Below are 12,097 nucleotides of genomic sequence, written 5' to 3'. Positions count from 1 at the left end.
CTGTATCGACCCCAACGCTCATAGCTCTAGATACCAATACGGTATTGAGCGCATAGAGGTGACTGGCTCGCAAATTGACAGCGCTTACTTATCTACTGGGCGATACTTACAAGCAACCATTACATTTTCTGCGTCAGTGAATGCTGTGTTTGATTTAGAAATAGAATAAACGGGAGAAATGTTCATCTTCACACCTCTGATAAGCACTTTCATTTTTGCTTTTCGAGGGTTATTGCAAATACCCCTTCCTCCATTTTTGGTGTCCTAAAGTGTGAGTAGACAGACACAAGCTAAGCGAAAAAATGAATCATAGGATAAAAAGCTTATGTGACTACCACATAAGCTTCACTTAGATTAACTAATATTAGTGATTTTTGAGGTTCGTATTACCTTGAACTAACTCATGGCAGCCACTTGCACAGTTTGTACAAACACCACCTGCTACATTTGGCGTGAGCGCATTAGGTAGTTTACTTTTATCCTTTGACAAAGTTGCTAAGTTTTTCTTCTTTATTTTTAATATATTTTTCATAGTAGAACTCTATTATTTATCTTTATTTACCAATTACGCATTAGCAAAGAAACTAAGAATTATATCGTAGATTTCAACACCAACACTCAATTTTTGTTCTCACTAGACAAAACCACCTTACTGAACATTATTTAATGATATATCATTAATATAAATCACCAAAAAATCAGTAAAGAAAGTTAAACCCAACAAAATAATACATAAAAACAACAATAAAACTCAACAAAAATTAAACAAGAACTTGAAATTTATAATTTTAAATAGTGCTACCTAATATCTAAGCTCGCCAACACAAAATTAAAGGCACTTTTATTACACGACTAAAAACGCTGGAGATATTAAAAATTTAATATTAAAAACCACATTAAAATTGACTGGCATATTTTTCATTTAAAAATCATGAATAAGAAATATAGAAAAACATAATTCACAATCTACTATCTTACAAAATTAAAGACTCAAATACTTATAGATCAATATAAACAATGTACTCATCATCGCGCTCATTTATAGGTCTAAGTGAAAAGCTCAATACACCTTTTCATAGCGATAAAAAGCAAGCATATACATCGATGCCGTTGAGGCGAAACTCAAGCGAACCTATCATATTAACCCAACTTTCATGGTTTTAAATACCAATTTGGTATTTAGCGTATAGAGATAACTGGCTCTCAGAGCCGCAACATCTATTTCTACTAGCTCCTCCATACACGCAACCACAACATAATCTGCAATCAGTGAATGCCGTGTTTGATTGAGCAATAGAATAAACGACAGAAATATTCGTCATCTCACATAAGTAACTTGTTCAGCCCATGTCTGATACGCACTTTCATTTTGCTTTTTGAGTGCATCAGTTAAAAATGACAGGAAAACGCGTACTTTAGCAGGTAAATAAGTGCGTTTAGGGTATATTGCAAATACTCCATTCTCTATTTGTGGTGGTCTAAAGTACGGGTACACAGAAACAAGTTTGCCTGACTCTAAGCCAGCTTTTGCCAAAAAGTGCGGTAATTGCGCAAACCCTAATCCATCTTCGCACATTGCCACCATCATTTCCCCATCGTCCGTAATATGACTTGACTCAAGGTCATACAGAGCATAATCACCTTGTTCATCTGGTAAATAAATGGGTTGCAGTTGCTGCGTTTCTTTAATGCGAAATCCTATCCAGTGATGTGCTTTAAAGTCATCTCGTAGTACAGGTGTGCCATTTTTAGCTAAATAATCTGGTGATGCACAGACAAAAAAGTCCATCGGACTCAGCCTTTTTGCTATCAGCCGACTGTCTTTCACATGACCAGTTCGAATCGCAATATCGACACCACTCTCAATAACATCCGTATGCAAGTCATTAATTTGCAAGTCGAGTTTAATTTCGGGGTAGCGCGCACAAAACGCAGCCAGTACGGGGCGTAAGTACAAATGTCCGTAACATACCGCGGAGTTGACCTTCAACACCCCACTTGGCGAATCATTGAGGTGTTTAATCTCACCTTCGCACGCAGAGAGTTCCTGTAACAGCTTTTGTGCTGTAGACAAGTATTGCTTACCCGCATCGGTGACACTCAACTGTCTGGTTGAACGCTGGATCAAAGTCACTTGAAGCTGCGCTTCTAAACGACTAATTGCTTTACTCACCGCGGATGGATCAGTATTACAATATGCCGAGGCCGCGGCAAAGCTACCTTCTTCACAAGTTGCAATAAATAGCTCCAATGCTCTTAACTTGTCCATTAATATGTTCCTTCTTTTTTATCTCTAATGTACCAGTTTAATCCGTGAATTATATTCATGGTTGTTCTGTATTTTTTACTATTTTTCCATGAATAACGTCTTCATACACTGAGCTAACCATTTTAAAGTACTATTTGGAGGCTAAGTTTTGCGACAACTCAACGAGGATACACCAGATAAACAACCGTTAAGACTATATTTTGCGGTTGCTTTCATTGCTATGTCAGGGCTCTCTTATATCAATTTTTTACCGGGTTTAATGAACGCACTGGCAAACGGCTTAGGACATACAGAAAGCCAAGCTGGTCAAGTTGTTGCACTCAATGGATATGGCGCTTTATTTGGCACTGCGCTGGCTATTTTGAGTGTGAAAAATATACATTGGAAACCGACGATTATCAGTGCTATGTCTGTCTTACTACTTTTAGAACTAACCACTCCCGCGATTATTAACTTTGACGCCTTGTTGGTGCTGAGATTTGCCGCAGGTTTTGCAGGTGGGCTGGCCGTTGGCGTGTCATTTTCTGTGCTTGCAAAAATGTACAATACAAATCGGGCTTTTGGCTTTTTGTTATTTATCCAATTTATCATTGGTGCATTGGTGATGTACACACTACCACAGCTTGAGCTTAACTTTGGTGCATATGCTGTATTTTATGTCATGGCGACAATTGCGGCCTTGAGTATTTTAATGGCAAAAAGTATTCCTGCCGGGCGCTTTGCAACTAACAATAAGTCACAAGAAAGCCATACAAGAGTAAGATCACTGGGCCTTTCAATAACAATTATGCTGGTCATCTTTATTTATTTAACCGCTGCCAGCGCACTTTATGCTTATGTCGGTTTAATTGGCATGAAAGCAAACTTAAATGAAACGCAAGTGAGTACTTATATTGCTTTTACAGGATTATTAGGTCTGCTAGGTGCTGTCATTCCCATGATACAAGCACCATTTGTTAAAAGAAGACCACTGACCATAATCAGCGTTTCACTATGTCTCGTTGCTGTACTTGTATTACTTCAACCAACCATCTCCATCAATGCCTATATTGTCGCACTGGCCCTGTTCTTCTTTGCATGGCCAGCAGTACAATCCTTTTTATTTGCGGCGATAGCTGATATCAGCCCCAGTGGACGACTGTCTACTATAAGCTCACTCGTATCTTCTATTGCGATGGCATCAGGACCCATGCTAGCCGCATTTTTAATAAAACCAAGTGACTATAGCCTGATGCTCACGCTCTGTGCGTCACTATTTGCGCTTTGTGCTGTCATTTTATATATGCCGCTCAAAACAGCGCCTCCTGCAAAGGGACAATCTACTCCCACTCTTACCACACAAACTAAGCAATAAAAGGAAGTATCATGATCAAATTTTTGCTGAATAAACAGATACAAGATATGAAATCAAGATACGACTATGATGTGCAATATATGGAAGATATTTTGCAATCTAATTTGGCCGCTTTTTTCAAATATTGGGGCTTTACCAGCATGTCATCCCATAGCGCACAGGTACCTGTTGCCCCGTTATTTGCCGCACGTATACGCACACTCATCAATGAAGATTGCGGGCCATGCATACAACTTGCTGTCAATATGGCATTAGAAGCTGGATTAGACGCGGCGCTTATTGAAAAGATTATAAAAAACCAGCAAGACAAGGTGCCTAAAGAGGTGGCGCTTACCATGCGCTTTACCGAGCTGGTACTGGCCCATGATCCAGATGCTGATGACCTCAAAGCACAAATTGTTTCACTTTGGGGTCAACCAGGGCTAATCACATTAAGCTTTAGTATCAGCACCTACCGCGTATTTCCAACGCTCAAATATGCGCTCGGCTATGGCAAAACCTGTCACAAGATTGAGATAAATAAGGTGGTACATAAGCCGGGTTAACTCAAAACAGACGTTTAACATTGCCCACTATAGCCAATAAAAGTGGGCTAAGAACCTCGTTTGAACCAGGGTTAAAAGACCCCATTCGCATTGTTAATTTTACCGCCCATAAACAAGTTATACAGTCGCATAGACATATCTAACGGCTGTATCGCATCCCAATGTTCTACCAACTTCCCCTCTCTCACAGTCCACGTATCTATGATATTCATGCCTTTTGTATCATCACCACGGTGCTTTGCTTTTAATGTCGCATGAGAGTGAATGATCACTTGTTCACCATCAACAAACATGCGTTTGACGTCATAGCTAAACTCAGGTGCTAATTTCACAAAGTCTTTAAGCGTTTTTACCACACCACCGATACCATCTGCCATTGTACGGTTGTGCTGCTTGTATTGATCTTCTCCAAAGCGCGCGATGACTTCGTCAAAGTTGTGATCATTCATCAGTAACTGCACAAATTCAACCACAGCTTGGGCATTACCAAGCTCCTCTGTTTGCCAGTGAGGTTGAGTTAGTGCTTGTAAATTGATCTGTGGTGTACTCATTATTTGCCCTTAAAAACTTGATTCAATCAAGGCTTTAATCGCCTTGCATTTAACTTTTAAAATGCAAGTTAAATTATTTGATTGCAAAATGCAAGTGAATTATCATGTGAGCATATCGAAAAAAGAGACCTATTATGACCAAACGTTCTGACTGCCCTATCTCTAATGTGCTTGATATTGTTGGGGATAAATGGAGTTTACTGATCATCAGAGATCTGATGTTTTTTGCTAAACATGCTTACTCTGAACTACAAAACTCTGAAGAAAAGATGGCTACCAACATTCTATCCAGTCGCTTAGAGAAGTTAGAAAAGCAAGGACTCATCAAGAAATTACCTGATGAGAAAGATAAGCGAAAAAAGGTATATCAACTTACAGAGCCTGGCATAGATTTAATGCCGACTCTGTTGGAAATGATACTTTGGAGCGCAAAGCACGCTCCGGATTTAAATATACCAACGCAATTAGTCGAGCGTGCACAAAACGATCGGGCAGCATTATTAGAAGAGCTGATGGCGAATATTCGACAATAGCCACAATTCATACTCTGTTTTTTATTGTAACGACATACGCTCAAATATGGCGGAGGTGCCTGTTGCCCCCGCTTGTGTTGCTCCACCCAACAAGTAGATGTGATTGTTTAAAGTTAACGCACCAAGCCCATGGCGCGTCGAGGTCATTGTAGCCGGTTCCGTATGCCAAAGGTTGGAATCCGGATCGTAGCGCCAAATACCATCAAAGGTACGCGTTTTCATTTCTCGTTCTCCGAGGTTGTTCGTGATGTATGTATACTCTTCACCACCAAACACATAGATTTGGCCATTTAAAACAGCACCAGCTAGCCCAGCACTGGCCTGCGGCATGTTTGCAAGGTTCTCCCAGCTATCCTGCTGAGCGTCATATCGCCATAAATTATCAAGATTTTTAAAATCGAGTGCATTAACACGACCCCCCATCACATACCATTGACCATTAATCACCACTGACGTCGCTGAATTACTGGCAATCGGCAAAGGCGCAGCTTGCTGCCACTGACCAGCCTTCAATACCCAGTGCGCATTTGTGTCGCTCAATTTACCGTTTATCAAAGTGCGACCACCAGCAACATGGACATAGCCATTGATCACACCGTACACTGATTCCCCCAGAGGCATTGGTAAGTCAGGCCCTACTCCCCATGTATTGTGCCCTTTTTGTAATGTGTAAACGGTACGTTTTACTTGCCATGCGTCGTCTGATGTTGCATTAAATCCACCTATTGCATAAAGCACATTGTCATTGGCTATCAGTCCTAAATGATGTCGAGGTTCTGGCAACACAGGGCCACGCGTCCACTTTTGAGTTTGTGCATCGTACACATAAGTATTTATAGATGCCGCCAAGTGAGCGAGCACAGCATGTTCAGGAGGCATATGTTCAAAAGCCCCTGCAACATATATTTTTTCATCAAAAACGGTTGGGTACACTTCTTGAAGTGGTGCGGGTAACCTTGCCTGTGATTGCCATTGAATATTTTTCGACTCAAGCGCTGTGCCTAGCGTTGAATCAATAGAACAAGCTTGCAGTGCAATAGCGCAAAAAGAGGTGATTAAAATTGCGTAAAACTTTTTATTCATAGGTTGAAGTGGTTACATTTGTGGTCTGAGAAGTAAAGCATACTAGGCCCCTAATGCCTGTGACTTTTTCCTCAACTTAAAACTTATGTAACTAAATTAGCATATTAGACTTGAAGTGATTCTTGTAGATAGGCAGTGATTTCTCGTTTTTGCCGAGCGTTGAAAGCATAATAGCCAAAGCGAATTGTGTTTTGTGACTCATCTGTGATGCTAAGCTGCTTCCCCAGTAAGCCATATGCCACCTTAAATTCAATAATTTCAGAGCGAGATAACAAGCTACTTTCTCCGAGTTGTATCAATTCAAAACTATCTTCGCTCAGTTTAACACCGTGTTCTACCACGCGACTTTTTCCTGTATTAAATACTGCTAACCAGATAGGGGGAACCATAACAATGAAAGCAATGAATACGAGTGCAACATATATTTGATCCTGATTTATACGCGCATCAAACGCAAAAATACACAAGCTCGCAATCGTAAACTGTAACAAAGAAAAACATGCAACTTTGTAAGCCCTATCTATCACATTTTGTAGTCGAGACTGGATAATTAACTTGACCATCACCTTCCTTGATAGCAATCTATTAACGGCGGCACACGCCACTTTCGCAACGCGACTTGCCTGTTAGTAAATACGAGATACGATAACGATTTTTTGCAAACAACAAATAAACCTTATCCGCGATTGGTTTAATGAGAGGCCAGCGCAGTGGTGCGTACAGCCACCCCATGCCGACCAATTGCCATGCACGATGTGTGACATCTAATCCCAGCAACAAACCGCCTTGCTCGTCAAGCGCATGTAAAATTAAATTAGCTTGCTTTGGGTCTATGTGTGGATAGTTAACAAACTCATCACTGTGTATGTCCACTGTTTTAATTTGCGCAGTCTTGTCACGTTTAGTCAATGCCGTCATTTCTTTCACGCAAAGTGGGCAAGTACCATCGAAAAATATCGTTAATCTAGTCATGTTTATCACTCTTGTTTATTACCCGATACGTACATGCAGATAAATACGATCAGCACCGCGCTTGTAAATACACAATAACGCAGAAAGTGAACAGATTAAACCAAATTACAACAAATTAGCTTATGCGCAGAGCCAACAAACCCATGAGGTATAAAAGTAAAAAGAGCCACACTTGTATGGCCCTATTTCTGATTAGTATATTCAAGCTTAGCTAACTACTTCGCTATGATTATCGACCACCAAAAACGCGTGGCGTGCCACCTTCATTGATACAACGAAAATACGCGCTATTAATGGAACCATCACTATATGCCTCTTCATACCACAAGAATGAACCATTTTTATAACATACGACGTAAGTCGCTTCCTCAGCTGTAGCAATACTAGGCAGTGAAATAGTTATGATGGCAGCTAATGCAGCGAGTGTTGTTTTAATCATTATTTGTCTTTCCTTATTTTAATAATTGATGTGATTGTATAACCACGGCAAAATGCTAACAAAACAACACAAAAAAGAAAACAAAATATAAACAAGTGTATTTTTCCAAAAATAATGAGAGATTTTCGTCTTTTTTAACACTTCCCCGTCTTATAGGTGTTAATTATTTTGGAGGCATTTATGCAATATCTCGACACTCACTCATTCAACTTACAAGCCCCAGTAAAAACTGGATCTGCACACAAGCCAAGAGTGCTTATTTTATATGGCTCACTAAGAGCCAATTCCATAAGTAAAAAAGTAGCTATTGAAGCCGGCAATATACTGACCGATATGGGCGCAGAAGTCAGATATTTTAATCCTCAAGGTCTGCCTGTATTTGATCATGGCGAGAGTGCAGAGCATCCCAAAGTCATTGAGCTTAGAGATTTAGTTACTTGGTCTGAAGCACAAGTATGGAGCTCACCTGAGCTACATGGCAATATGTCTGCTGCACTTAAAAACCAAATCGACTGGATCCCCTTATCCATTGGGGCGGTAAGGCCTACACAAGGTAAAGTTCTTGCCGTCATGCAAGTCAGTGGAGGCTCGCAAAGCTTCAATGCGGTGAATAATATGCGTATTTTAGGACGTTGGATGCGCATGCTAACCATACCTAACCAGTCTTCAATAGCGAAAGCTTACAATGAATTTAATGACGATGGTTCCATGAGGGCAAGTAGCTATCGAGATAGAGTTGTTGATGTGATGGAAGAACTGATGCGTTTTACCTATTTAACCCGAGACAATAAAGATTTTTTAGTAGATAGATACAGTGAGCGAAAAGCCAAAGTTACGCCACAAACATACGCATCCGCTGCGATGGCAGATATCTTAGAGCAAAAAACACCACCCGTTGAATCTAAACAGGTGCCGTGCTGCTAATATAAATGGGCAATAGTACGTGCTATTGCTCTTTAGAGGATTGATATGACCATAGAAGAAATCTGGCAAGTATATAGAAGCAGCTTAAAGGCGTTTTTACATAGCAAAGTCTCTAATCCAGATGATGTTGAAGACTTACTTCAAGATGTATTGCTTAAAACACACCTAGCTATGCACAGTTTAAATAAAAAAAGCAGTATTAAAGCATGGCTTTTTCAAATAGCGCACCATACTGTGATAGATCATTACCGCAAAAATGGACAAGAGAAACACATTGAATCACAGCAACTATGGTATGAGTCGCAGCAAAGAAATATAAAAATGGAACTGGCACAATGCATCAGGCCTTTTATTCAAGCACTGCCTGAAAAAAGCGCCTCTTTATTGGAAGAAGTGGAGCTTGAAGGTAAATCTCAAAAGCAACTCGCACAAGAGCTATCTATAAGCTATTCAACGGTAAAATCCCGTGTACAAAAAGCTCGAACAGAGTTGAATGACGTTTTTCATGCTTGCTGTGACTATGATTTGGATAAACGTGGCAACCTTATTGAATACCACCCAAAAGCGGACTTTAATACACGCAAGTTAAAGCCCGCTAATAAATAGAGTGAGTATAAATAGCTATCTTTATTTAATTCACTATGTGAGTTTTCTAATCAGTCGCTGCTGCTAAAATGCACTAAAGGTAAAATACCCATTTGAAAGCACTCAATTATAGACTTATCACTTTGGGATCGTCAGCTTCTGCCCAACATGGATAATGTTAGACTTGAGCCCATTCTCTTTTTTAAGTGCTGATAAAGAAACATTATACCGCTGTGCAATCAGCGATAATGATTCTCCATTTACTACACTATGCACTGGCATGTTTTTGCTCGCTAATAAGGAGCCTTTAGGAGGGTAACGATTAAAATAATTTTGGATCGAACGAGTAATCGCCGTCGCCAACTTTTTCTGATGAGCTGGATTATTTAAGTTTTTTTCATCTTTTGGGTTTGATATAAAGCCCGTTTCAATAAGGACTGATGGTATATCTTGCGCCGTCAATACCGCTAAACTTAACCCGACAGGTTTTGTCTTGTGTAACTTAGTCACCTTTTTCAGCTCTTTTAAAGCTTCTGTTGCAAACATGTAGCTACTTTGAGTAGTAAACTCTTTGGTCATGTCAGCGAGGATCACGGCCAAATTATCGTCTTGCGTATTTTTAATTATCTCGCCTGCGCCACCCAATAATTGAGACTCTTTTTCGCGATTTGCTATGACTTTGGTAAATTCAGAATTCGCTCTTCGAGCCGATTGCACCAAAACAGAAGCGCCATTTGGCTGAGGCGACGTAAACGCATCGGCGTGGATTGATATTAATAAATCAGCTTTATTTTCTCGTGCCATTCGCGGCTTTCTTTCATGCCTGACAAAGTAATCTCCGGTCCGTATCAAAACCGCTTTTAGGCCATTTTTCTTATTAAGTTGAGCTGCGAGTTTTTTAGCTATCGCCAAAGTCACATGTTTTTCATAACTGCCCTTATATCCAATAGAGCCCGGGTCATCCCCACCATGCCCGGCGACAATCGCAATCACAACGTCTCTATTTTCATCAGCCTTTTTATTTTTAACCACAGGTTTAGGCTTTGCGGTATCATGCAGTTCCACCACTAGCCTGTGACCATACTGCCCTGTAGGTGCTAAAGGAAAAACGACCAGCTTGTAAGTACCCTCTAACTCTAATACAACGCGTTTAGATTTTTTATTTTTAGGTGTACTGGTTCGCACTTTTTTAACTCGATGATCGCTTCGAGCTAGCTTTTTAAAATCAACTTGAGCTTGGCTATCGCCAAAGTCTATGACCAAGCGATTTGGTGAACGTAAACTAAAAAATGAATAATCTGGCTTATCTTTTAAATCAAAAACGACTCTCGTACTCGATGGTGCTGACCAAAGACGTACCGATTCAATACTGTTGCTTGCGTGTGCTTTGACGCTATTTACTGCTACAAAAAGTATGCACAAAACTATAAATGAACTGGTCAATAATTTTGAAGATAATAAGGCGGTTTTCAAAGCTCATCCTTTAAGGAAAAATACTGCATTAACCAAGGTTATACTAGTGTATGAAATAAAGTAAGTGAAATTAATATTGGTAAATATGCACAACTCCATATTTTTTCACCAGTCACTAAACAAAGTGAGAAAACTATTTAACCTAAATGAAGCTCAAATCAGGTTTAATGTATGTAAAACACTGTGTGTTATTCTAACCATTCACGTGTTCTTATTTGGCTCTTAAACACAGTTTCATTGTTTGACTTACTGGTTAAAACTCAATGAGATCAATTGTAAAAAAGAGCAAGGCTACATATGCTTTGCTCGCAATCAAAACTAACTTATGCAGGAGCACACTCAGGCACGGATTTAAACGGCTCTACAGAAAAATCTAACTGCAACGTCGTACGGACAGGTTGTGCTATCAGGTTATCTTTGGTCTGTGTCCATTTAAACTCTTTCAAAGCCTTTCTTGCTTCAACATTAAAGATCCCCTCAGGAATGGACTTGATGACTTCGTACTCAGATACTTGACCTTTACTAGATATCACGATTTCAAACTCAACACAGCCACTTATGCCTTTTTTTGCTGCTCTTACAGGGTAAAGCGGTGCAACACGCTTGGTATTTTCCCAATATTTTTCAACAAGCAATTTTGATTTTGTTAAATCCATGACATTACTATTTTCAGTATTCTCTATATCCATTGATGAAGAACAGCCAAGTAACGATAAAACCATTATTCCAAGTGTAAAACTTCGCATATATATCCTTATTATTAATCCCTAAAACTATAAATACAAAAAGTAATTTTCATTATATGTCTTTTCTAAAAATATAAAAGCCATATCCGAGAGTACTTCTCCCCCATTCAAGATAAATATCCATCCATCTATCTAACTTTTGAGCATTTAGCCTTATTGTATCTTCACAATCGGGTTCTCCTAAAAGCGAATGAATATTCATAACTCGACTCCACTCAAAATTATCCCATTCTTCTTCACTGCTTGTTGTAGCATATAAAGCAGTAAATCCTACTTCTCGAGCCAATTTTATATTGCCATGATGAGTTTGATACATATCTTGCGTAACACCCAATACATCCAAGTAGTTTTGGTCCGGCTGCTGCTTCCAATAGCACTCGCCAAGTAAAAGTCTTCCTCCTGGCTTTAATAATTTTAAAACCTCAGAAAAGGTACTTTCCAGCGCACTTTCCCCCTCTCCAAAAGCATGTGAGGAGCCATTACAAACAATTAAATCAAAATACTCTTTTGGTAAATCAACTTCTTTTATCGGCTGACTAATAAACTTGAAGCAATCAGGGGCCTTGTTTCCTAAATAATTGAACTTCTGACCTTTTGCGTGATCAGATCAAAAAACATAACCT

Annotated in this window: 15 protein-coding genes and 1 pseudogene; 5 read left to right on the top strand and 11 right to left on the bottom strand. The window is 39.5% G+C overall.

The annotated features are described in order from the left end of the window. Window positions 1-364: 364 nt before the first annotated feature. The gene (locus L1077_RS26605; RefSeq protein ID WP_237139785.1) at window positions 365-532 is read right to left on the bottom strand and encodes a hypothetical protein; all 168 of its coding nucleotides are present in this window, start codon (window positions 530-532) and stop codon (window positions 365-367) included. Window positions 533-1,318: 786 nt separating this feature from the next. Then, a complete protein-coding gene (locus tag L1077_RS26600) occupies window positions 1,319-2,269 on the bottom strand; it encodes a LysR family transcriptional regulator (protein WP_237139784.1) in 951 nt (316 codons plus the stop codon). A gap of 148 nt (window positions 2,270-2,417) precedes the next feature. On the opposite strand from L1077_RS26600, the gene L1077_RS26595 reads away from it, so the two are divergent. Both L1077_RS26595 and L1077_RS26590 read left to right on the top strand, forming a co-directional pair. After that, window positions 2,418-3,623, top strand: coding sequence for an MFS transporter (locus tag L1077_RS26595; protein ID WP_237139783.1), 1,206 nt, complete (start codon window positions 2,418-2,420; stop codon window positions 3,621-3,623). Window positions 3,624-3,634: 11 nt separating this feature from the next. Further along, window positions 3,635-4,168, top strand: a complete 534-nt coding sequence (locus L1077_RS26590) for a hypothetical protein (protein WP_237139782.1) — start codon at window positions 3,635-3,637, stop codon at window positions 4,166-4,168. A 71-nt stretch (window positions 4,169-4,239) separates the two neighbouring features. Here L1077_RS26590 and L1077_RS26585 read toward each other — a convergent pair whose 3' ends face one another. Continuing rightward, window positions 4,240-4,719 carry a nuclear transport factor 2 family protein gene (locus L1077_RS26585; RefSeq protein WP_237139781.1) on the bottom strand — a complete coding sequence of 160 codons (480 nt, stop codon included), beginning with the start codon at window positions 4,717-4,719 and terminating at the stop codon, window positions 4,240-4,242. A 134-nt stretch (window positions 4,720-4,853) separates the two neighbouring features. Between L1077_RS26585 and L1077_RS26580 the strand changes: the two genes are divergently transcribed. Beyond that, window positions 4,854-5,252, top strand: a complete 399-nt coding sequence (locus L1077_RS26580) for a winged helix-turn-helix transcriptional regulator (protein ID WP_237139780.1) — start codon at window positions 4,854-4,856, stop codon at window positions 5,250-5,252. A gap of 21 nt (window positions 5,253-5,273) precedes the next feature. On the opposite strand, the gene L1077_RS26575 is transcribed toward L1077_RS26580, so the two are convergent. From L1077_RS26575 to L1077_RS26560, 4 genes are all read right to left on the bottom strand, one after another. Next, window positions 5,274-6,335 (bottom strand): Kelch repeat-containing protein, encoded by a 1,062-nt coding sequence (locus tag L1077_RS26575; protein WP_237139779.1) that lies wholly within the window; start codon window positions 6,333-6,335, stop codon window positions 5,274-5,276. A gap of 104 nt (window positions 6,336-6,439) precedes the next feature. Further along, window positions 6,440-6,898, bottom strand: coding sequence for a hypothetical protein (locus tag L1077_RS26570; protein ID WP_237139778.1), 459 nt, complete (start codon window positions 6,896-6,898; stop codon window positions 6,440-6,442). 22 nt (window positions 6,899-6,920) lie between these two features. After that, window positions 6,921-7,307: a thiol-disulfide oxidoreductase DCC family protein gene (locus L1077_RS26565; RefSeq protein ID WP_237139777.1), complete on the bottom strand. Its 387-nt coding sequence runs from the start codon at window positions 7,305-7,307 to the stop codon at window positions 6,921-6,923. Window positions 7,308-7,536: 229 nt separating this feature from the next. Beyond that, complete coding sequence (locus tag L1077_RS26560; RefSeq protein WP_237139776.1) at window positions 7,537-7,746, bottom strand: hypothetical protein; 210 nt, start codon at window positions 7,744-7,746, stop codon at window positions 7,537-7,539. 180 nt (window positions 7,747-7,926) lie between these two features. Between L1077_RS26560 and arsH the strand changes: the two genes are divergently transcribed. Next, entirely contained in the window at window positions 7,927-8,670 is a 744-nt protein-coding gene (arsH, locus tag L1077_RS26555) for an arsenical resistance protein ArsH (RefSeq protein WP_237139775.1), read from the top strand. Window positions 8,671-8,715: 45 nt separating this feature from the next. After that, window positions 8,716-9,276, top strand: a complete 561-nt coding sequence (gene sigZ, locus L1077_RS26550) for an RNA polymerase sigma factor SigZ (protein ID WP_237139774.1) — start codon at window positions 8,716-8,718, stop codon at window positions 9,274-9,276. Window positions 9,277-9,393: 117 nt separating this feature from the next. On the opposite strand, the gene L1077_RS26545 is transcribed toward sigZ, so the two are convergent. From L1077_RS26545 to L1077_RS27720, 4 genes and pseudogenes are all read right to left on the bottom strand, one after another. Beyond that, a complete protein-coding gene (locus L1077_RS26545) occupies window positions 9,394-10,728 on the bottom strand; it encodes an N-acetylmuramoyl-L-alanine amidase (RefSeq protein ID WP_237139773.1) in 1,335 nt (444 codons plus the stop codon). A 323-nt stretch (window positions 10,729-11,051) separates the two neighbouring features. Next, window positions 11,052-11,474, bottom strand: a complete 423-nt coding sequence (locus L1077_RS26540; RefSeq protein WP_237139772.1) for an energy transducer TonB — start codon at window positions 11,472-11,474, stop codon at window positions 11,052-11,054. A 52-nt stretch (window positions 11,475-11,526) separates the two neighbouring features. After that, the gene (locus tag L1077_RS26535; protein ID WP_237139771.1) at window positions 11,527-11,790 is read right to left on the bottom strand and encodes a hypothetical protein; all 264 of its coding nucleotides are present in this window, start codon (window positions 11,788-11,790) and stop codon (window positions 11,527-11,529) included. 57 nt (window positions 11,791-11,847) lie between these two features. After that, window positions 11,848-12,018: pseudogene (locus L1077_RS27720) on the bottom strand (SAM-dependent methyltransferase); the annotation flags it as partial. Window positions 12,019-12,097 lie beyond the last annotated feature (79 nt).

It is taken from the genome of Pseudoalteromonas luteoviolacea (assembly GCF_021654285.1).
Taxonomy (GTDB): domain Bacteria; phylum Pseudomonadota; class Gammaproteobacteria; order Enterobacterales; family Alteromonadaceae; genus Pseudoalteromonas; species Pseudoalteromonas luteoviolacea_J.
Note: the sequence above shows the minus strand (reverse complement) of the source record. Positions and strands in the feature narration are given on the sequence as shown.